16 protein-coding genes are annotated in these 20365 nt (G+C 65.4%); 6 read left to right on the forward strand and 10 right to left on the reverse strand.

Annotated elements, in window-relative coordinates:
* Nucleotides 1-91 precede the first annotated feature (91 nt).
* From ACNJX9_RS27655 to pbfA, 5 genes are read left to right on the forward strand one after another with little or no spacing between them, the layout of a single operon-like run.
* A complete protein-coding gene (locus tag ACNJX9_RS27655) occupies nt 92-1195 on the forward strand; it encodes a putative 2-aminoethylphosphonate ABC transporter ATP-binding protein (protein WP_439405172.1) in 1104 nt (367 codons plus the stop codon).
* Between the two features lie 16 nt (nt 1196-1211).
* Nucleotides 1212-2930: a putative 2-aminoethylphosphonate ABC transporter permease subunit gene (locus ACNJX9_RS27660; protein ID WP_439405173.1), complete on the forward strand. Its 1719-nt coding sequence runs from the start codon at nt 1212-1214 to the stop codon at nt 2928-2930.
* Complete coding sequence (locus ACNJX9_RS27665) at nt 2927-4078, forward strand: TIGR03364 family FAD-dependent oxidoreductase (protein ID WP_439405174.1); 1152 nt, start codon at nt 2927-2929, stop codon at nt 4076-4078. The genes ACNJX9_RS27660 and ACNJX9_RS27665 overlap by 4 nt, the downstream gene beginning before the upstream one ends.
* Complete coding sequence (gene phnX, locus ACNJX9_RS27670; RefSeq protein ID WP_439405176.1) at nt 4075-4890, forward strand: phosphonoacetaldehyde hydrolase; 816 nt, start codon at nt 4075-4077, stop codon at nt 4888-4890. Before ACNJX9_RS27665 ends, phnX begins: the two co-directional genes overlap by 4 nt.
* Nucleotides 4887-6245: a (R)-1-hydroxy-2-aminoethylphosphonate ammonia-lyase gene (gene pbfA, locus ACNJX9_RS27675; RefSeq protein ID WP_439405178.1), complete on the forward strand. Its 1359-nt coding sequence runs from the start codon at nt 4887-4889 to the stop codon at nt 6243-6245. The genes phnX and pbfA overlap by 4 nt, the downstream gene beginning before the upstream one ends.
* Nucleotides 6246-6502: 257 nt before the next feature.
* Here the strand turns inward: pbfA and ACNJX9_RS27680 are convergent, their stop codons facing one another.
* The 6 genes from ACNJX9_RS27680 to ACNJX9_RS27705 all read right to left on the reverse strand — a co-directional run bounded on the left by ACNJX9_RS27680 (nt 6503) and on the right by ACNJX9_RS27705 (nt 12664).
* Entirely contained in the window at nt 6503-7252 is a 750-nt protein-coding gene (locus tag ACNJX9_RS27680) for a phosphorylase (protein WP_057752990.1), read from the reverse strand.
* The gene (gene shc / locus ACNJX9_RS27685; protein ID WP_439405180.1) at nt 7249-9201 is read right to left on the reverse strand and encodes a squalene--hopene cyclase; all 1953 of its coding nucleotides are present in this window, start codon (nt 9199-9201) and stop codon (nt 7249-7251) included. The genes ACNJX9_RS27680 and shc overlap by 4 nt, the downstream gene beginning before the upstream one ends.
* Nucleotides 9202-9263: 62 nt before the next feature.
* Nucleotides 9264-10520, reverse strand: a complete 1257-nt coding sequence (hpnE, locus tag ACNJX9_RS27690) for a hydroxysqualene dehydroxylase HpnE (protein ID WP_439405182.1) — start codon at nt 10518-10520, stop codon at nt 9264-9266.
* Nucleotides 10520-11359 (reverse strand): presqualene diphosphate synthase HpnD, encoded by an 840-nt coding sequence (hpnD, locus tag ACNJX9_RS27695; RefSeq protein ID WP_439405183.1) that lies wholly within the window; start codon nt 11357-11359, stop codon nt 10520-10522. Before hpnD ends, hpnE begins: the two co-directional genes overlap by 1 nt.
* Nucleotides 11349-12233 carry a squalene synthase HpnC gene (hpnC, locus tag ACNJX9_RS27700; protein WP_057752986.1) on the reverse strand — a complete coding sequence of 295 codons (885 nt, stop codon included), beginning with the start codon at nt 12231-12233 and terminating at the stop codon, nt 11349-11351. The genes hpnD and hpnC overlap by 11 nt, the downstream gene beginning before the upstream one ends.
* A 194-nt stretch (nt 12234-12427) precedes the next feature.
* Nucleotides 12428-12664: a hypothetical protein gene (locus ACNJX9_RS27705; protein ID WP_057752985.1), complete on the reverse strand. Its 237-nt coding sequence runs from the start codon at nt 12662-12664 to the stop codon at nt 12428-12430.
* Nucleotides 12665-13140: 476 nt separating this feature from the next.
* Here ACNJX9_RS27705 and ACNJX9_RS27710 point away from each other — a divergent pair, with 476 nt between their 5' ends.
* Complete coding sequence (locus ACNJX9_RS27710) at nt 13141-13638, forward strand: hypothetical protein (protein WP_057753102.1); 498 nt, start codon at nt 13141-13143, stop codon at nt 13636-13638.
* Between the two features lie 82 nt (nt 13639-13720).
* Here the strand turns inward: ACNJX9_RS27710 and ACNJX9_RS27715 are convergent, their stop codons facing one another.
* The 4 genes from ACNJX9_RS27715 to ACNJX9_RS27730 all read right to left on the reverse strand — a co-directional run bounded on the left by ACNJX9_RS27715 (nt 13721) and on the right by ACNJX9_RS27730 (nt 20217).
* On the reverse strand, nt 13721-16087 hold the full coding sequence (locus ACNJX9_RS27715; protein WP_439405185.1) for an efflux RND transporter permease subunit: 2367 nt from the start codon (nt 16085-16087) through the stop codon (nt 13721-13723).
* A 207-nt stretch (nt 16088-16294) separates the two neighbouring features.
* On the reverse strand, nt 16295-17080 hold the full coding sequence (gene eutC, locus ACNJX9_RS27720; RefSeq protein WP_439405186.1) for an ethanolamine ammonia-lyase subunit EutC: 786 nt from the start codon (nt 17078-17080) through the stop codon (nt 16295-16297).
* Entirely contained in the window at nt 17077-18663 is a 1587-nt protein-coding gene (locus tag ACNJX9_RS27725) for a B12-binding domain-containing radical SAM protein (RefSeq protein WP_057752982.1), read from the reverse strand. Before ACNJX9_RS27725 ends, eutC begins: the two co-directional genes overlap by 4 nt.
* A gap of 171 nt (nt 18664-18834) precedes the next feature.
* Complete coding sequence (locus tag ACNJX9_RS27730) at nt 18835-20217, reverse strand: ethanolamine ammonia-lyase subunit EutB (RefSeq protein WP_439405187.1); 1383 nt, start codon at nt 20215-20217, stop codon at nt 18835-18837.
* Between the last annotated feature and the right edge of the window lie 148 nt (nt 20218-20365).

The raw sequence follows: 20365 nt of genomic DNA on the forward strand, positions 1-20365 counted from the left end.
AAGAGTCCGAACTGAGGGATCTGAGCCGAGGATTTCCGGGGCGACGAACCCGGCGGTGCATGGGCACCGCCGGTCATTGCGGGACAGACCAATGGACAGCACGCCAGCGACGGTGCCCTATCTCCGCATCCGCAACCTCTCGAAAAAGTTCGGCGCGTTCACCGCACTCGACGCCGTCGATCTCGACATCATGCCGGGCGAGTTCGTCTCATTCCTCGGGCCGTCCGGCTGCGGCAAGACAACGCTGCTCCGCGCCATCTCCGGCCTCGACGTGCAGACCACGGGGTCGATCCATCAAGGCGGACTAGATATCTCGACATTGCCGGTGGCCAAGCGCGATTTCGGCATCGTGTTTCAGTCCTACGCGCTGTTCCCGAACCTGACGATCAAGGACAACGTCGCCTACGGCCTTGTCTCCGCAGGCACGCCGCGCATCGCGATCGACAAACGGGTCAAGGAGCTGCTCGAACTCGTCGGCCTGCCCGAGCAGGCCGGCAAATATCCGGCGCAGCTCTCGGGCGGACAGCAGCAGCGCGTCGCGCTCGCCCGCGCGCTGGCGCTATCGCCCGGCCTGCTGCTGCTGGACGAACCGCTGTCCGCCCTCGATGCCCGCGTCCGGGCGCGCCTGCGCGGCGAGATCCGCGACCTGCAGCAACGCCTCAAGCTGACGACGATCATGGTGACCCACGATCAGGAGGAGGCGCTCACCATGTCCGACCGGATCGTGGTGATGAGCCATGGCAGGATCGAGCAGGTCGGCACGCCCGACGAGATCTACGGCCGCCCCGCGACGGCTTTCGTCGCCGACTTCGTCGGCAAGATGAACTTTCTGGAAGGACGCCTCGTCACCAGCAAGCGCGCTGATGTCAGCGGGGCCGTGCTCGATTTCGGCGAGGAAGTGCCGCTCGCCGAGGGCGCGGCCGTCACGGTCTGCCTTCGGCCGGAGGACGTGGTGGTGCGCGACATCGGCGAGCATGCGGACAATCGCCTCTCGGTCCAGGTCGGCGTGATGGAATTCATCGGCAATCATTTCGCGACGACCCTGCATGCGAGCGGCACCAACCTGAATTTCTCGGCGGACTTTTCCATCAACGCCGTGCGCGACCTCGGCATTTCCTCGGGCGCGACCATCGAGGTCGCACTGCCGCCGCAGCGGTTGCGCGTATTTGCCCAACCGCGCTCCGCGCCGGCCTAGACACGGGACAGCAGCGATGACGACCGAGACGCTGAGTCTGCCGGACCGTGCCGCTGCGATCGCACCGCTGCGGCAGAAGCTCGGGCGCGACGACTGGATCATGCGCGGCGCAGTGGTCGCGCTCGGTCTCTGGTTGATCGTCACCGTGCTATTGCCGCTCTGGGCGCTGCTGTCCAAGAGCTTCCAGGCGGCTGATGGCAGCTTCGTCGGCCTCGCCAATTTCCAGGCCTATTTCGCCAGTCCAGCGCTGGCCAATTCGATCTGGCACTCGATCTGGGTCTCGCTGCTGAGCACGTTCATCTGCGTTCTGCTCGCCTTCGTCTACGCCTATGGGCTGACCCGCACCTGCATGCCAGGGCGCGGACTGTTCCGCATCATCGCGCAAATCCCGATACTCGCGCCCTCGCTGCTGCCCGCGATCAGCCTCGTCTACCTGTTCGGCAACCAGGGCCTCGTCAAATGGATGCTGTTCGGCGCATCGATCTACGGCCCGATCGGCATCGTCATGGGCGAGGTGTTCTGGACCTTCCCGCACGCGCTCATCATCATCACCACGGCGCTGGCGATTTCGGACGCGCGTCTGTACGAGGCCGCGGAAGCGTTGCGGGCAAGTTCGCACCGCACCTTCTGGACGGTGACCATTCCTGGCGCACGCTACGGACTGATCAGCGCGGTCTTCGTCGTCTTTACTCTTGTCATCACCGATTTCGGCGTGCCCAAGGTCATCGGCGGCAAGTTCAACGTGCTCGCGACCGACATCTACAAGCAGGTGGTCGGGCAGCAGAATTTCCAGATGGGCGCGGTGGTCGGCCTGATCCTGCTGTTGCCGGCGGCGCTGGCCTTCGTCGTCGACCAGCTGATGCAGCGGCGCCAATTGGCGCTGCTCTCCGCGCGCGCCGTGCCTTACGCGCCCAAGCCCGACACCACGATCGATCGCGCCATGCTGGCGATCTGCTCGCTGATCGCGTTCGCGATCCTGGTCATTCTCGGCGTGTCCTTCTTCGCCTCGATCGCGACGCTCTGGCCCTACAATCTGACGCCCAGCTTGAAGAACTTCGACTTCGACATGATGGATGGCGGCGGCTGGCGCAGCTATTTCAACTCGCTAGTCATGGCCGGCCTCACCGCGCTGTTCGGGACCGCGGTGATCTTTACCGGCGCCTATCTGGTCGAGAAGACCCCGCGCTTTCGCGCTATCAGAGGCTTCGTGCAGTTTCTCGCGCTGCTTCCCTTGGCCGTTCCCGGGCTGGTGCTTGGCCTCGGCTACATCTTCTTCTTCAACAACCCGGCCAATCCGCTGAACTTCATCTACGGCACGATGGCCATCCTCGTCATCTGCACCATCTCGCATTTCTACTCGGTCTCGCACCTGACCGCGGTGACGGCGCTCAAGCAGATCGACCAGGAGTTCGAGACCGTTTCGGCATCGCTCAAGGTGCCGTTCTGGCGTACCTTCATGCGCGTGACCTTGCCGGTCTGCCTGCCGGCCGTGCTTGATATCGCCATGTACCTGTTCGTGAACGCGATGACGACCGTATCAGCGGTGGTCTTCATCTACGCGCCGCACACGACGCTTGCGGCCATCGCCGTGCTCAACATGGATGACGCGGGCGACGTGGCCCCGGCGGCAGCCATGGCCATGGTGGTGTTCGCCACAGCGGCCGTCACACGCGCCATCTATATGTTACTCACGCAGGGCTATCTTGCGCGCGCGCAGATGTGGAGAAAACGGTGAGCGTGTCCGGGGACGAATTCGATCTGGCCGTGATCGGCGGCGGCATCTGTGGTCTGGCCCACGCGCTTGCGGGCGTGCGCCGGGGCCTGCGGGTCGTGGTCATCGAGCGCGACGCTAGGGCGAACGGTGCCTCGATCCGCAATTTCGGCTTCGTCACCGTCACCGGGCAGCAACGCGGCCAGTGCTGGCAGCGGGCGATGCGGTCGCGGCAGGTCTGGGCCGAAGTGGCCGCGGCCGCGGGCATCAGGATCGAGCATGCCGGGCTTGCGGTCGCGGTGCGACGGCCGGAAGCCGCGGCGGTGCTCGAGGCGTTCCGCGCCACCGAGATGGGCGAAGGTTGCGAGCTTCTGAGCCCGCTTGAGGCGGGCCGCCGCTTCCCGATGCTGCGCACCGACGATCTGCAAGCCGTGCTGGCGAGCCCGCACGATTTGCGGGTGGAGTCGCGCATTGCCGTGCCGGCGCTGGCGAAGTGGCTCGCCGAGGTGCACGGCGTCACCTTCCTGTATCAGACGCTGGCCAGGGAGGTCGCCCCGCCTGACATCGACACCACGCGCGGGCCGGTCCGGGCCCGGCTCTGTGTGGTCTGCCCCGGCGACGATTTCCTGAGCCTCTATCCGGAACGCATCGGCGCGTACGGCCTCGTCCGCTGCAAGCTGCACATGTTGCGGGTCGCTTCAGTGAGCACGACGCCGCGCTTCAACGCGGCCGTGATGTCGGACCTCGGCCTCGTGCGCTATCTCGGCTACGCCGAACTGCCGGAGGCGGCCGCGCTGAAGCAGCGACTTGAATCCGAGCAGGGCGAGCATCTGGCCAACGGTGTGCATCTGATCGCCGTGCAGAGCGAGGATGGCTCGCTCGTCGTCGGGGATTCCCATCACTATGACGCGACGCCGGACCCGTTCGGTCCTGAAGCGGTGGACGAGTTGATCATGGACGAATTCCGCCAGGTCCTGGCCTGGCCAACAGCCGTCATCCGCGAGCGCTGGATCGGCACTTACGCTTCGGCGTCCGACCGGCTGATGCTGATCGATCGCCCATCTCAAACCGTGCGCCTCGTCATGATCACCAGCGGCACCGGCGCCAGCACCTCGTTTGCGATCGCCGAGGAAGTCATTGACGAACTGACATCCGGGAGCCGAGCGGCATGAGCGATACGTTCGAGCACGTCAGGGCCGTGGTGTTCGACTGGGCCGGCACGACGGTGGACCACGGCTCGCTGGCCCCGATGGGCGTGTTCGTCGAGGCATTCGCGCGCTTCGGCGTGACCATCACCGTCGACGAGGCACGCGGGCCTATGGGCATGGCCAAGCGCCCGCACATCGCCGCCCTCATGCGCCTGCCGAGGATCACCGCCGCCTGGCGCGACAAGCATGGACACGAGCCGACCGAAGCGGACATCGATGCGCTCTATCAGGTGTTCGTGCCGATGAATGTCGAGGTCGCCGCCCGCTACGCCGACCCGATCCCGGGCGTGGCTGAGGCTGTCGCTCACCTGCGGCGCCGCGGCCTGAAGATCGGCTCCAGTACCGGCTACACGCGCGAGATCATGGCCGAGGTCATTCCGGTCGCGGCCGCGCAAGGCTATGCGCCCGACAGCATCGTTTGCACCGGCGACACGCCCGATGGCCGGCCGGCGCCGTTCATGCTCTACAAGGCCTTCCTGGAGCTCGCGGTCTGGCCGGCCTGGAGCTGCGTCAAGGTCGACGACACCGGGGTCGGGATCAAGGAAGGCCTCAACGGCGGCTGCTGGACCGTCGGCGTTGCCGTCACCGGCAACGAGTTCGGCTTGTCGCTGGCCGACACGGCGGCGTTGCCGCCGCAAGCCTTCGCCGCGCGGCGCGCGGCCGCAATCGAGCGGCTGACGGACGCCGGCGCCCATTACGTGATCGACGGCGTCGCCGACATCATCCCTGTCATCGCAGCGATCGAGGGCCGGCTGGCCCGCGGAGAGCGGCCATGAGCTTGCCCGACATGAGCACGTCCGACATGAGCGCCGCCGAGGGCGACGTCAATCTATCGGCGGAGCGACTTGCATTCCAGCAGCGCCATCTCGACGCGCAGACAAAGCAATGGCTCGACGAGGATGAGCGCTGGTTCCTGCGACAGTCGCTGTCGACGCCGTGCCTGAACGTGGCGACTGGCGCCGAAGGCAGCCACATCGTCGATCTCCAGGGCCGGCGCATCCTCGATTTCCACGGCAACAGCGTGCATCAGGTCGGCTACGGTCATCCTCGCGTCGTGGCGGCCATCAAGTCGCAACTCGATACCCTGCCCTTCTGCCCGCGCCGCTATACCAACAGATCCGCCATCGACCTCGCCCGGCGCCTCGCCGAGCTGGCGCCCGGTTCACTCGAGAAAGTGCTGCTGGCTCCCAGCGGCTCAGCCGCCATCGGCATCGCCCTGAAGCTTGCCCGCTATGCGACGGGGCGACACAAGACCCTGTCGATGTGGGATGCATTCCACGGCGCCAATCTCGACGCGGTCTCGATCGGCGGCGAAGCGCTGTTCCGGCGCGGCGCCGGCCCGCTGCTGCCGGGCACGGAGCATGTGCCGCCGCCGGGCCTCGCCGCGCGCTTCTTCGGACAGGACGGCCGCGCGCATGAGCGCCTCGCCGACTACATCGATTATATCCTCGAGGTGCAGGGCGACGTCGCGGCCGTGATCGCCGAGCCGATGCGCTGGACCACGGTCGAGCTGCCCCCATCAGGCTTCTGGCCACGCGTGCGCGCGAGCTGCGACCGGCACGGGGCGCTCCTGATCTTCGACGAGGTGCCGAGCTGCCTCGGCCGCACCGGGACCATGTTCGTCTGCGAGCAGACTGATACCACACCCGACATTCTGGTGCTCGGCAAGGGTCTCGGCGGCGGCATCATGCCGATGGCGGCGATCGTGGCGCGGGCCGATCTCGACGTGGTGCCCGACGGCGCGCTCGGCCACTACACCCACGAGAAGAGCCCGGTCGGCTGCGCTGCGGCGCTCGCCACGCTCGATGTGATCGAGGACGAGCAGCTGCTCACCACGGCGCGCGTGCTCGGCGCACACGCGCTCGAACGGCTGCGATCGATGGCAGAGCGGTACAACCTGATATCAGAGGTGCGCGGCGCAGGCCTCTATCTCGGCGTCGAGATCGGCCGCCGCGACGAGCTTCATGCCAACGCGCGCGCGGAGCGCCTGTTGTATCGCTGCCTGGAAGCAGGTCTCAGTTTCAAGCTCGGCGGCGGCAACGTGGTCACGCTATGCCCGCCGCTGACGATCTCGCGGGACGAGCTCGACCAGGCTCTCGATATTCTCGAAGCAGCGATGTCGGGGTTGTAGGCCCCTTCCTTCTTCCGTAGCCCGGATGGAGCGCAGCGTAATCCGGGGCCGACGTCGCCTATGGCACAATCCCGGATTTCGCTTTCGCTTCATCCGGGCTACGCGCGCTCGATATTCTCGAAGCAGCGATGTCGGCCTTGTGAGCCGATCGCGACGCGCACACTTCGCGACGCGCGCTCCACCCGGCCCACGGCACCAACAAATAGGCCCGGTCGCTCGACCGGGCCTTTTCTGTGTTCTCGGTTCGAACAAACCGCTCAGATCGTCTCCGCCACCAGCGCCTCGCTGTCGACCAGCTCCGTGCCGATCAGGAAATCGCGGCAGCCGCGAAGCGAGCGCAGCGCGCGGTTGAAGTCGAGGCCTGTGGAGACCAGGGCATGGAGCGTTGCCGGATTGCGGACGATGCCGCGGAAGACCGCAGCAAGGTCGATCTGGCCATTGGGCTTGATGGCGGCGCGGGCGAGCGCCGGCAGCGCGCGGTGGGCGGGGTCGCTGATGACGCGGACCGCGGCGAAGGGCAGGCCGGCCTCGGCGGCATAGGCGGCGGCGATGTGGCTCTCCATGTCGACGGCGAAGGCGCCGGTCTCGGAATGCAGCGCCGCCTTGCAGGATGAGCCGGTGACCACTTCCTCGGCACCGGCGAGGCTGCCACGCACCACCCGGCGGCGGCCGGAGGTCAGCTTGTCGATGAGGTCCTCGCTGAGCGACAGGCCGGCGGCCCAGCGGGCATCGCCCGAGAGCACCTCGGAAGCCACCACGACGTCGCCGGAGCGCAAGCTCGGGTCGAGCCCGCCGGCCACGCCGAACGAGATCACGCCGCGAATCGTCTGGGGATCAACCACCGTCAGCAGCGCGCGCAACTGCGTCGGGCTGCTGGACGAGCAAATGACCGCCATCCCGGGGCCGGCGGCAATGCGGGCCTCCTGAACAAGTCCAGTCACGATCAAGATCGGCCGCGGATCAATGGCATTGCCCGCGGTAACATAGTCCCCCGTCCCCAAAGTCACATTCCGACCCCTACCACCCTGCTGTTGGTGTTCCGCAAGTTCCGATATCGCGCCAGCGCCCACAGCGGAAAGAACTTCGGGTAACCATGATACCGTAGATAGAACACGCGGGGGAAGCCTGTGGCGGTGTAGCGCTGCTCGTCCCACAGTCCTTTTTCGTTTTGTGTTGCAATCAGGTACTCCACCCCGCGGGCGACGGCCGGGTGATCAACCTCGCCAGCAGCCATCAAGGCAAGCAAGGCCCATGCCGTTTGCGAGGCGGTGGAGGGGGCAGGTTCCCATCCCCGGTAGTCCAGCCGGTAGCTGACGGCGTCCTCGCCCCAGCCGCCGTCCTTGTTCTGGATCGAGGCCAGCCAGGCGGCGGCCTTTCGCATCATAGGGTCGTCGTGACGGACACCGGCCATGTTGAGAGCACACAGAACCGACCAGGTTCCATAGATGAAGTTCATGCCCCAGCGGCCATACCAGGACCCCTCGGGGTGCTGGGTCTTGCGCAAATAGGCGACGCCGGCGGCGACGTGCTTGCTGGTCCTCTCGGTCTCGCCGAGCTGGCCGAGCATCGAGATGCAGCGCGCCGTGACGTCCTCGGTCGGCGGATCGAGCAGCGCGCCATGATCCGAGAACGGGATGTTGTTCAGGTAATATTCGAGGTTGTTGACGTCGAAGGCGGCCCAGCCGCCGTCGTCGCTCTGCATGCCCTCGATCCACTCCCGGCCGCGGTCGATCGCGGCATCGTAGCCGGTGGTACCGTGCTCCCTGCGCATGCGGTCCATCGACATCACCACCACGGCGGTGTCGTCGAGATCGGGATAATGCGCATTGTTGTACTGGAACGCCCAGCCGCCCGGACGCGCGTCGGGGCGCTTCACGGCCCAATCGCCCTTCACCTGAAGCTCTTGCCTCGGGATCAGCCAGTCGAGGCCCTGCTTGGCCGCAGGCACCGCCTTGTCGCCGCCCGCTTCCAGCAGCGCATGCGCCGTCAGCGTCGTGTCCCACACCGGCGAGACGCAAGGCTGGCAATAGGCCTCCTCGCCCTTGATCACCAGCAGCTTGTCGATGCCGCGGCGCGTGATCGCACGCGGCGGGAAATTCTCGTCCTTGCCGAGCGCGTCGTACATCATGACGATGTTGGCCATCGGCGGATAGATCGCGCCCATGCCGTCCTCGCCATTGAGCCGCTCCTCGGTGAAGGCGAGCGCGGCATCGATCGCACGCTTGCGCAAGCTCTTCGGAAACATCGGCTCGAGGACACGCAGAATCGCATCCAGCGAACGGAACAGCAGGAACCAGGCCATGCTCTGATGCGGCGCCTTCGCGGTCATGCCGATCGAGCGCGGATCCTGCAGGAACAGTTCGTCGATGCCGACGCCTTTGGGATTCCTCGCCCGCGGCTTCAGCGCCGCGATCACCATCAGCGGCACCATGGTGGTGCGCGCCCAATAGGAGATCTTGTTGAGATGGAACGGCGACCAGAACGGCAGCAGCATGATCTCGATCGGCAACACCGGCACCGCGCGCCAGGTCACGACGCCGAATGTCGCGAGCAGGAAGCGGGTGAAGACGTTGCTGTGAATCGCGCCGCCGCGGGCGTGGATCGCCTCGCGCGCGCGCACCATGTGCGGCGCGTCCACGGAATCGCCGATCATCTTCAGCGCGAAATAGGCCTTCACGCTGGCGCTCATGTCGAACTCGCCGTCATGCACCAGCGGCCAGCCGCCATGGGCGCCCTGGACCCGGCGCAGATAGTTGCCGATCTTGGCCTCGAGCGCTACGTCGACCGGCTCGGCGAGATAATGGCGCAGCAGGATGTATTCGGCCGGAATGGTGCAGTCGGCCTCGAGCTCGAACACCCAATGGCCGTCGGCTTGCTGGAAGCCGAGCACGCCTTGCGTCGCTGACGCAATGCTCGATTCCAAAGCTTCGCGGCTGGTCGCGTTCACGGAATCCATGTCGCTCGATTGCTCCTGGCGTCGATTTGAAAGTGAGCTGGACATTGCATCAGGCCCGCTTTTCAAGATTTTTTGGCGGCCAGCACCAGATCGGCGGCGCGATCACCCGACCGGACCGATCCCTCGATCGTTGCAGGCAATCCCGTAGCAGTCCAGTCACCAGCGAGAAACAGGTTTTTCAACGACGTGACCGGCCCCGGACGCAGGGCATTCTGGGCCGGCGTTGCCGCAAATGTGGCACGCCGCTCGCGCACGATCTGCCAAGGGGGCAGCTCGCCGGAGACCCCGCCGGCCGCGCAGACGTCGTTCCAGATCGTCTGTGCGAGCTCCTCGCGCGGCATGTCGACGAGACGGTCGCCATTGCTGATGGTGACGGAGAGCCGGTTCGGGAACGCGAACAGCCATTCCACGACGCCGCCGATCACGCCCAGGATCGGCGCTGATCCCGGCGGCGGCTCAAAGCGGAAATGCGCATTGACGATGGCGCGGAATTCGGTCGGCGCGGTCAGGCCCGGCAGCAGGCTCGTCGCGGCGCGCGGCGGCACCGCCATCACGACCACGTCGCCCGCAGCCAGCCGGACCACATCCTCGCCGCCGAAATTCAGCGCGCTGACCTTGCCATCGGTGGTGACGAAGCCGCGCAGCTCATGGCCGAGCTGAACGGTGTGGCCCCGCTCTGTGAGGAATTTCACGGCGGGCTCGATCAGCACCGCGCTGAGGCCGTCGCGGGCGATCAGCGGACGGCAGGCCTGCCCGCCCGCCAGCAGCGTCTCGCGCACGATCGCGCCGGCAAGCCCGGCCGAGCCTTCGGGCGGATCGACATTGAGGGCCGCGAGCAGCAGCGGCTGCACCAGGCGATGGTAGAGCGTGCCTTCGCACGGAATCGACTTGCCGACCAACGTCTGCTCCGACGCCCAGATCAGCGGCGCCAGCTTGAGATAATCGGTGAGACCCGTATCGGGCACACGGCGGCCCTCGTCGAACACCCAGGTCGGCAGCCGGCTGTTGCCGAGATCGATTTGCCAGCGCTGGCCCGTCTTGATGTCGACGAAGGGAAACTGCGCGGTCTCAGGCCCGACCAGGCCCGCCTCGGTACCGATCGCGCGCGCATAGGCGCGGGCGTGGCTGTTGCCGGACAGCAGCAGATGATTGCCGTTGTCGATGGTGAGATTGGTGGCACCGTCGAAATAGGAGCGGCAGCGGCCGCCGGCCTGGTGCGTCGCCTCGTGCACGGCGACCTTGTAGCCGGCATTGGCGAGCCGCACAGCGGCGGAGAGGCCGGAAATTCCAGCGCCGATGATGTGAGCTGTGTTTTGCATCAGATGAAAGCGTAGCGGAGCAGGATCAAAATGCGTGTGACCTTCGACACACGCACCGGTTCGCGCGGCGCGTTGAAGCCGCGCGCGATCAGGAGGTCCAGGATGGAATGGTAGTATTTCGACATGATCCGCGGCGCGCGCACCGCGCGACGCTTGTTGCGGTTCATGATCTCGTCCGACTTCTCGAAATGCGCCTTCGCGCGCTGCGTCAGCGGCATGCAGACCTTCGGCAGCGCGCGCTCGGCGATGACGCGGTTCGGATCGTCGGAGGTGATGCCGGCATGCAGCAGCGCCTCGCGCGGCAGATAGAGCCGGCCGAGGCCCGCGTCCTCGTCGATGTCGCGCAGGATGTTGGTGAGCTGGAGCGCGCGGCCGAGATGATGGGCGAGCAGGATGCCGTCCTCTTCCGGCAGGCCGAACACGCGTACCGACAGCCGCCCTACGGCGCTGGCAACCCGGTCGCAGTACAGATCCAGCGTCGCCATGTCGGGCGCGCGGATGTCCTGCGGCACGTCCATCTCCATGCCGTCGACGATGGCAAGGAAATCCTCGCGCTTCAGGCCGAAGGTTTTCACCGAGGCGACGTAGTCCTTCAGCCGCGGCGGCGGATTGCCCTGGTAGAGCGCGTCGATGTCGTTGCGCCATTCCTGCAGCGCGGCGAGCCGCTGATCGCGCGGGCCGTCGGAATCGGCGATGTCGTCGACCTGGCGGCAGAAGCTGTAGATCTGGAACATCGCCTCGCGCTGGTCGCGGGGCAGGATGCGCATCGCAGCGTAGAAGGAGCTGTTCGATGCGGACGAGCCATAATTGGCGCCGGGCGCGGTCGCCTCAAGCGTCATGGGCAGTCCCCGGATTGGTGATGGTCTTGCGGCCGATCGCACGGCGGCCGAGCTCACCGGCGATGCCGGCAAGGCTGAAGGTGAGCAGTTCGAACTTGTTCAGATGCACGCGCTCGCGCAGGGGATCGCGCACCTTCAACAGACGCACGATGCGGTCGGCATAGGCCTGGATCACGGCGACGTCGACGCCGAGGCGGAGATCCCGGATCTCGGCAGCCAGCGGCCTGCCCTCGCCCAGCAGCGCTTCGTTGCGCACGGCAAGCGACTGCAGGCAGGCCAACATCGCCGGCGGCGACTGCGCGAGGCCGAGCTGCTCGACCGAGGCACCGTGTGCTGCCAGCGCGTCGCGCGGCAGGTAGACGCGATTGAGCTCGCGATAATCCTTGCCGCAATCCTGCAGATGGTTGTTGATCTGCAGGCCCGCACACAGCGCATCCGACGCCGCCCAGGTCGAGGTGCTCTCGCCATGGACGTCGAGCATGAAGCGGCCGACCGGCATCGCCGAATAACGGCAATAGTGGATGACCTCGTCCCAGGTCTCGTAGCGCAGCTTGGTCACGTCCATGCGGAACGCGATCAGCACGTCGAGCGCGTGGCGCGGCGCCATGCCGCGCTCGGCGAGCGCGCGCCGCAAGGTGACGGCCTCGGCCTGGGACTCGCCCTTGCCGAGCAGTTCCGCCTCGAGCAGGTCGAGATAGCGAAGCTTCTCGTCCGCCGGCAAGCTTCCGTGGTCGGCGATGTCGTCGGCGGTCCGGACGAAATTGTAATAGGCCAGGATCAGGGCGCGATGACTGGGATGAATGATCCAGGACGCGACGGGAAAATTCTCGTCGCGGTCACCCTTGCCGGATCGCAATTCGCTCGCAGAGGTCATCGAGGGCTGATCAACAATCGTTTGGACAGAAAGGGCTTTTGCGTTCGCGCGGGCTCATGCCGGCGACGCCGCCGCGGCCCCCATATAGGGGAATACGGCCGCAAAACCAATCCTGTCGCGCGATGGCAGCCCTTTGCGGATCCGGCCCGAAAAAAGGCGGCCCCACGGCCGCCCTTGTGGGCCAGTGGCCGATCTTACTGGTTATGATCCTTCAGGACCTGGTCGCAGGCCTGCGAGATCTTGGCCCGGTTCTCCTTGAGGCAGGCCAGGATGGTGAAATCGCCCTGATCGATAACCGGACGGCAGAACTTCTGCACGTCGCGCGTGCAGGCCTTCTGCTCGGCTTCGGTACCGCGGCCGCCCTGCTGGGCGAATGCAGCCGTGGACAGGGTGGCCGACAGCACGGTGAGAGCGACGAGAAGCTTACGCATTGTATTCCTTCATTCTGACGGCAGAATCGCACCAATCCCGGACAGCACAGGGCGAAGAGCCGGAACCGATTGTTCTGATGGCAAGTTGCCGCTGGAAGCGTGCGGCACCGGAGGAGGCACAAGCGCTGGTAAATGCGGCCAAATTGGCGCCGCGCCCACCAAATCAGGTCTTCCCTCGGCCTTCATTGGCAGATGTAAGAGCTTGATACTACGTTATAATTCCGGCACGCGGTGTTTTACTGCATACCTGTTGCAGAGCTGCATCTGTCCAGCCGGCCAATTGGCCCGGGAACATAGGGAAATGGAGGGAATTCGGGCCGGACCGCAGCAAGACCGCTTCGCGAGCCTGACATCGCGGGCAACCAGGCTTATGCGGCACAGAACTTGAACCAGACACAGGCTGGCAACACTAAACCTTCGATGTGGCGAGACGGCTTGCGATGAAGCAGCCGTGGTTCCAAAACGGGATATTGATGATGAAATTCATTGGGCGATCTGAACTGGCAATCAAGGCAGCCGGCATTGCTGCAGCGCTGCTCTTCTCTGTTGCGACAAGCCACGCTCAGTCGTCCGGGCCGTTCGCCGGCTTCGACGGCGCCTGGACCGGCACCGGCACGGTGTCGCTGTCCGACGGCTCGACCGAGCGCATCCGCTGCAAGGCGGACTACAAGGTCGCCGGCACCGGCCTCAATCTCAAGCAGGCGCTGCACTGCGCCTCCGACAGCTACAAATTCGACCTCACCAGCGACGTGACCAGCCAGGGCGAGCGGATCTCCGGCAATTGGAGCGAGTCCAACCGCAACATCTTCGGCAATTTGCAGGGCACCGCCGGCGGCGGCCAGATTGAAGTGTTCGTCGAGGCCAACGGCTTTGCCGCCAATTTGTCGCTGCGCACCAACGGCTCCAAGCAGACGGTGCAGATCTCGTCCAAGGGCGAGATCCGCGGCGTGAACATCACGATGACGAAGGGCTGATTGCCCACTCTACCTCGAAAGCAACAAAGCCCCGGCTCTTCTCGAGCCGGGGCTTTTTGCTGACGGGAATTAGTCGTCCCGCTCAGATCGCCGGCTTGTCGGCGCCGTGCAGCCTGGCGTGCAGGTTGATCAGCCACATCGCCGTCGGCCGCAGGATGAAGAGGTCGGCGACCAGTGCCGCCACCATCGAGAAGGCGCTGAGCCAGCCGAACAGCCGCAGCGACGGCAGGTCCGAGAAGACCGTGACGACGAGGCCGCAGGCCAGCACCACCGTGGTCAGGATCAGCGCAGGTCCAACCAGCACGGTCGCGCGCTCCACTGCGAGCGCCGAGCCGACGCCGGGCTTGCTCTCCAATCGCAGACGATTGAGGAAGTGGATTGTCGCGGACAAGCCGAGGCCGAACGAGACGGTGAGCGCGACGACGCTGGCGAATTGCAGCCCCTCGCCCATCGCCCACAGCACCGTTCCCGACATCACCACCGGGAAGATGCCCGGCAGGATGCAGGCCAACATCACGACCCAGGAGCGGAAGGCAAGGCCGATGAAGATCGCGACCAGCGCGAATTCGACGGTGAGTCCGCGGTTCAGCTTCTCGATCATGCCGGCCGAGTTGCGCGCGGCGATGGCGGCAAGACCGGTGACGGCAACCTCGTAGCCGGGATGCTTCTTGCGGACGACGTCGAGCTCGGAATCGAGCTTGTCGACGATCGGCAGAAGCTGGCTGGAATCCTTGTCCGGCACGCGGCCGGCCACGACCACCGCGTCCTGCTCGGCATCGATGAAGCGCCGCACCAGATGCTCGGGGATGACGCCCACGTATTCCTTCAGCGTCGCAACGTCGCTGCTGCCGGCCTTTTCCGCCAGCCAGCGGCGCAGCGTCTCCAGCGACCAGACGTTGCCGACGCCGGCCGCCTTCTCGACGGTCGCATGCACGTCTGCGATGGTTTGCAGCGTCTCCGGCGAGTACAGCGATTCACCCTTGGGGAACGTGATCAACACGTTGACCGGATTGGCGCCGGTCAGCTTGGCATCTAACCGGTTGCTGGCGGCCACCGCCTGGCGCTTGTCCGGCACCTGGTCGGCGAGCCGGTAGCGCGGCTGAAGATTGGCGTAGATGACGCCGAGGCTGCCGACGAACAGCAGCGCGATCAGGCTGAACAGACCGGGCCGGCCGACCATGCGCACCGCGATCCAGTAGCAGAAATTGCGCAGCGCCTGCACGCCGGCGTCCGCGCTCTGGAACTTGACCGCAAAAATCTTCTCGTTGCGCACGAACAGCACGCCGAACACCGGCACCAGCGACAGCACCGTGATGAGCGCGATGATGGTGGCAGCCAAGCCCGCTTCGCCGAACTTGCGGATCAGGTCGGAGTCCGAGAACTGCAGCGCGATGAAGGAAATGCCGGCGGTGCCATGCGTCAGCACGCACGCCGGGCCCACCACCAGCACCGCGTTCCTGAACGCGGTGAACTTGTCCTGGCCTGCGATCAGCCGGTCGCGCGCGGCAAAGGTGAGCTGCATCGAGTCCGAGAACGAGATCACCATGATGAGCGGCGTCATCACGTTCAGGAACATGTTCAGATTGAAATTGGCCCAACCGAGCGCGCCAAGTGCGATCAGGATCGCGATCATCGGCGGGAATGCCGCCACTACCATGAACGAGATCTTGCGGAAGAAGATGATGGCGATGATGCAGCCGGCGAGAATGCCGAGGATGTTATAGGTGAGGCCGTCGCGCTCGACCGCGTTGCGGATCTCGAGCTGCATCACCGGAACGCCGGAGAGCTGCACACTGAGCCCGGTGTCGCCGAGATCCTCCTTCATCAGCGCGCGGATGTCGCCGACGACCTTGCCGAGCTTGCTGGAGGCGACCACCTGCGGATCGAGCGAGAGCACGATCAGCGCGAGCGTGCCGTCCTCGGACAACAGCTTGCCGCGGATGATCTCGTTGTTCTTGACGGTCTCGATGAACTGGTCATAGGCCGCGCCCTCGGGCAGCTCGGCCGGGAATAGCGCCGCCGGCAGCTTGCCCGGCGCCGGCGCCTGACGCGCCGAGAATAGCGAGACGAGGCCGCGCGTGCCCTCGACCAGCTGCATGTCGGTGACGAAGTCACGGAGCTTCTCGAGGTTATTCCGCGCCAGCAGGGTCTTGCCCTCGACCACGACGAGGACGTCGAACTCCTCGGCCGGGAACTTCTTGGTCACCTCTTCGTACTGGCGGAATTCGCGGGTGTTGGAGCGGAACAGCTGCGACAGCGAATCGTCGATCTTGATCCGCTCGATGCCGAACACGGCGGCGACGATCAGCGCGAGCAGGATGACGCAGGAGACGATCGGCGCCCGGACCGCGATCAGCCCGAGACGCTCCAGCCCGAAGGCGATGGAGGACGCAGGCCCCTGCTCGACCTTGTCGACATGAACCTCATTCTCGCGGTGCTTTTCGAGCATGCCTTTGTCCAGTTCCTCAATCGACTCGGTCTTGAGAGCTTATTGCGCTCCGCGAACGGCTTGAAAACGCCATACCAATGGGAGGCTTGCCCGTTGAAAACGCGCGGAAAATCGCCGGCAGCGGTTTAGCAGGTCATGCGCCCTTCTCGCAAGCACGCCGGGGGTCTCCGAATCGATCAAGATGCGGCGATTTTGCCGGAATGCCCGTCATTCTGGCACAGCCGTGCCGATTCGACGCGGGGCGCGGTCGGCGCTCTCGTCCTTGAGCGCCACGCCCGTGGCCTGGCGCGCCAGCCCCTCGCGGACCAGCCAGGCGATCTTGAGGGCCGCCTCGTCATAGCTCAAGCCGGCCTTGTGGATGTTCGACACGCAATTGCGCTGGGCATCGGTCAGGCCGGGCTTCGGCGCGAAGGTCAGATAGGCCCCGAGGCTATCGGGCGCTGATAGCCCCGGCCGCTCGCCGATCAGCATCACGATCATGCGGGCGCCGATGATAGCGCCGATCTCGTCACCAAGGGCGACGCGCGCGCCTGAGGCGACGACGACATGGCCGATCGCGACCGCCTCCTCTTCGGCGAGGCGTGGCAGCAGGCTTTGCAGCAGCCTGGCCGCATGGGCATGGACCGCAGCAGCCGACAAGCCGTCACCGATGACGACCGCAAGCTGGCACGGCGCGGCGGCAATCCCCTCCAGCGTCGCGGCGGAGCCGGCATCGAGCCGCCGTCCAAGATCCGGCCGGCGCAGATAGTCGCCGCGATCGGCGGCCCGGCTCCGGACCTCGGTGGCGGCAAGGCCGAGCGGCCTCACTTCGGCAACCAGACGCGGCGCGTCGAAGGCGGCATGCACGGCATCGCGGGCGCGGGCATGCGCCAGCGTGAAATCGAGCAGCGGCCTGGTCGGCAGGCTCGCGCCACTGCGCCCGAGCGCAACGCGCGCAGGCGTGAACGATTTGAGGTCGATGATTGGGCGTGCCGGAACGGGCTCGTCGCTCATTCGGCGGGAACGGAAGCTTCGCGCAAGCGGATCGAATAGTTCGAGGCGTTCTGCTTGCCGCTGGTGGCCGCCCGCGCAAAGGTGATGAGATGATGCGCGATCATGGTGCAGCCGATCAGGCCCTCCATGTCACCGCGGCGGATCCGCCCCAGCGCGAATTTCCAGAACACGCGCCTGTAATCGCCGAGCACGCCGACCTTCCAGAAGATGTTGCGCAGCATGACGAGGCCGCGCCGGATGTTGGCCCAGGTCTTCATCTCGTCCGGCACCGGCATCTTGAGGCGGTGCACGTAGACGTGGTCGCATTGATACTGGAAGCGCTCGTAGACCTTCTCGGGCTCGTAGGCGACGCTCATGGCGTGCTTCCAGGACGCGACAACCTCGTCATAAGGCAGCAGGAAGTCGACGTTGGAATCGCGCCCCTCATCGTCGACCAGGCGCCCTTCCCTCTCCAGGCGGTCCCACAACGGCGTCTTCGGCAGGGCCTGAAGCAGGTTGATGGTGAGCAGCGGAATGCGTGATTCCTCGACGAAGGAGAGCAGCGCGTCGGAGGTGTTGGGCTTGTCGGTGTCGAGCCCCATGATGATGCCCGAGACCACCTCCATCCCGTAGGAATTGATGGTGCGCACGCCCTCGAGGATCGGGACCATCATGTTGTGGTCCTTGTGCATGGCCTTCAGTGCGTCCGGGTCCGGCGTTTCGATGCCGCAGAAGATGGTGATGAAATAGGCCTCGCGCATCTTCTTGAGGATCTCGGGACGCTTGGCGATGTTGAGCGTCGCCTCGCAGGCGAGCCGCATCACATAGCCGGTCTTCTTTTGCCATTCGATCAGGTGCGGCAACAGGTCCATCGCGGCCTTGCGGTTGCCGATGAAATTGTCATCGACGAAGTAGACCGTGTCGGTCATGCCGCATTCGCGCAGGCGGTCGAGCTCGGCGATGATCTGCTGCGGCGTCTTGATCCGCGGGTTGCGGCCGTAGAGGCCGGGAATGTCGCAGAACTCGCACTCATACGGACAGCCGCTGGAATATTGGATGCTGCCGAGGAAATAGCGCTTCACGTCGGCGAGCTCATAGGCCGGGATCGGAAATTCCGTCATCGGCACGCGGTCCTTGGTCGTGAGCACGACCTGCTGTTCGGGGCGCGACGTATCGCGCGAAAGAATCTCGATCAGCTGATTGGTGGCATCGCCGAGCTCGCCGACATGCAGATAGTCGAACGAGGGATAATAATCCGGGCAGGCGCTGACCGAGGGACCGCCGAGCGCCACCGGCAGGTCGAATTCATGGGCACGGCGGCAGATGTCGTTCATCTGCTGGCGCTGGATGTGCATGCCGCTGACGAAGACGGCCTCTGCCCATTCGAACTCCTCCTTGCTCGTGCGGCGGAGGTTCTCGTCGACGAATTTGACCTGCCATTCCCTGGGCAGGTAGGCCGCGAGCAGCAACAGGCCCTGCGGCGGCATGAAGGCGCGGACGCCATCGGTCAGCGGATAAGCGTGCTCGAAGGTGCCGAAGGATGAGGTGTAACGCGGAAAGACGCAGAGAATCTTTCGGCTCGTTCCGTTGCTTTCAGCGCGCATCGAACTTCCCCCAACCACGTTCTGCTGACGGTACTGACGAGGTCTCCAGAAACATAGCGTAACGCTGCGACCGGAATTCCTCAATATTGTGGCAGCGAACTAATTCGTGAGACGCGCCAGTGGTTTCCCCGGTTCACGGCGGCGGACAGGGTTTTGCCGGATGTTTTCGCATCACGCGATCAGCCGCGAGGCAAAATCGGGCAAGAGGCCCGCATCGCCCGCAAGCCGGAAGTCGACGCCGGCAATGCCTGATCGCACCAGCCACTCGTCGAACTCCGGCGCGCGGGCCACAGCGAAGACGTCGCGCACATAGAGCGCGTCGTGGAAGGACGTGGACTGGTAGTTCAGCATGACGTCGTCAGCGCCGGGCACCGCCATGATGAAGGTGACGCCGGCCGCGGCGAGCAGCGTCAGGAGATTATCCATGTCGTCCTGGTCCGCCTCGGCATGGTTGGTGTAGCAGATGTCGATGCCAAGCGGCAGGCCGAGCAGCTTGCCGCAGAAATGATCCTCCAGCCCCGCCCGGATGATCTCCTTGCCGTCGTAAAGATATTCAGGGCCGATGAAGCCGACCACGCTGTTGACCAGCAGCGGGGCAAAAGCGCGTGCCACCGCATGGGCCCGCGACTCGCAGGTCTGCTGGTCGACGCCGTGATGGGCGCCCGCCGACAACGCGGAGCCCTGGCCGGTCTCGAAATACATCACGTTGCCGCCGACCGTACCGCGCTTCTGCGACAGTCCGGCTGCGTGCGCCTCCTTCAGCAGCGAAAGGTCGATGCCAAAGCTGCGGTTGGCAGCCTCGGTGCCGGCGACCGACTGGAAGACGAGGTCGACGGGCACGCCCTGCCCGATCAGCGACAGCGTCGTGGTGACATGGGTCAGCACGCAGCCTTGCGTCGGGATTTTCAGTCGCGCGATGATCTCGTCCAGCAATCGCAGCAATTGCCCGATCACGGCCGGATCGTCGCTCGCCGGATTGATGCCGATGCAGGCATCACCGGCTCCGAGCAGCAGCCCGTCGAGGATCGAGGCAGTAATGCCCCTGGCGTCGTCGAAAGGATGGTTGGGCTGCAGCCGCGTGCTCATTCGCCCCTTCAGGCCGATGGTGTTGCGGAAGGCGGTCGTGACCTCGCATTTCCGCGCTGCCAGGATCAGGTCCTGGTTGCGCATCAGCTTCGACACCGCGGCGGCCATTTCCGGCGTGATGCCCGGCGCGAGCTTGCGCAAGGTCTCGGGAGTGGCGGCGTCCGATAGCAGCCAGTCGCGGAATCCTCCGACCGTCAGCGCAGAGACCTGCGCGAAGGCCCTGGCGTCATGGCTGTCGATGATCAGGCGGGTGACCTCGTCGGCCTCATAGGGAATGACGGCCTCCTGCAAGAACCGCCCGAGGGGGACGTCGGCCAGCGCCATTCGCGCCGCGATCATCTGCTCGGCGCTCTCGGCAGCAATGCCGGCCAGCCGGTCCCCGGAGCGCGGCGGCGTCGCTTTGGCCAGGAGGTCTCGCAGGTCGGCGAAGCGATAGGTCGTGGCGTCGATGGTGTGGCGATAGACCAAAGGCCCCTCCTGAAATCGTCGGCCAGTGACCGACTCCGGTCGGCGCGAAAGGCGGCGCTGGTGTCAGGGAATACGCGCTTGACGGTCAGTATGCACGCCGATGTTTGGGGCATTCCGGGCGATGCCCGGATCAATCTGCCTGGAACCG

It is taken from the genome of Bradyrhizobium sp. BLXBL-03, assembly GCF_051853015.1.
Lineage (GTDB): Bacteria > Pseudomonadota > Alphaproteobacteria > Rhizobiales > Xanthobacteraceae > Bradyrhizobium > Bradyrhizobium manausense.

Coding starts and splice junctions, on each gene's coding strand:
- ACNJX9_RS27655 (WP_439405172.1), top strand. CDS start 92: ATGGACAGCACGCCAGCGACGGTGCCCTATCTCCGCATCCGCAACCTC.
- ACNJX9_RS27660 (WP_439405173.1), top strand. CDS start 1,212: ATGACGACCGAGACGCTGAGTCTGCCGGACCGTGCCGCTGCGATCGCA.
- phnX (WP_439405176.1), top strand. CDS start 4,075: ATGAGCGATACGTTCGAGCACGTCAGGGCCGTGGTGTTCGACTGGGCC.
- pbfA (WP_439405178.1), top strand. CDS start 4,887: ATGAGCTTGCCCGACATGAGCACGTCCGACATGAGCGCCGCCGAGGGC.
- shc (WP_439405180.1), bottom strand. CDS start 9,201: ATGGATTCCGTGAACGCGACCAGCCGCGAAGCTTTGGAATCGAGCATT.
- hpnE (WP_439405182.1), bottom strand. CDS start 10,520: ATGCAAAACACAGCTCACATCATCGGCGCTGGAATTTCCGGCCTCTCC.
- hpnD (WP_439405183.1), bottom strand. CDS start 11,359: ATGACGCTTGAGGCGACCGCGCCCGGCGCCAATTATGGCTCGTCCGCA.
- hpnC (WP_057752986.1), bottom strand. CDS start 12,233: ATGACCTCTGCGAGCGAATTGCGATCCGGCAAGGGTGACCGCGACGAG.
- ACNJX9_RS27705 (WP_057752985.1), bottom strand. CDS start 12,664: ATGCGTAAGCTTCTCGTCGCTCTCACCGTGCTGTCGGCCACCCTGTCC.
- ACNJX9_RS27710 (WP_057753102.1), top strand. CDS start 13,141: ATGAAATTCATTGGGCGATCTGAACTGGCAATCAAGGCAGCCGGCATT.
- ACNJX9_RS27715 (WP_439405185.1), bottom strand. CDS start 16,087: ATGCTCGAAAAGCACCGCGAGAATGAGGTTCATGTCGACAAGGTCGAG.
- eutC (WP_439405186.1), bottom strand. CDS start 17,080: ATGAGCGACGAGCCCGTTCCGGCACGCCCAATCATCGACCTCAAATCG.
- ACNJX9_RS27725 (WP_057752982.1), bottom strand. CDS start 18,663: ATGCGCGCTGAAAGCAACGGAACGAGCCGAAAGATTCTCTGCGTCTTT.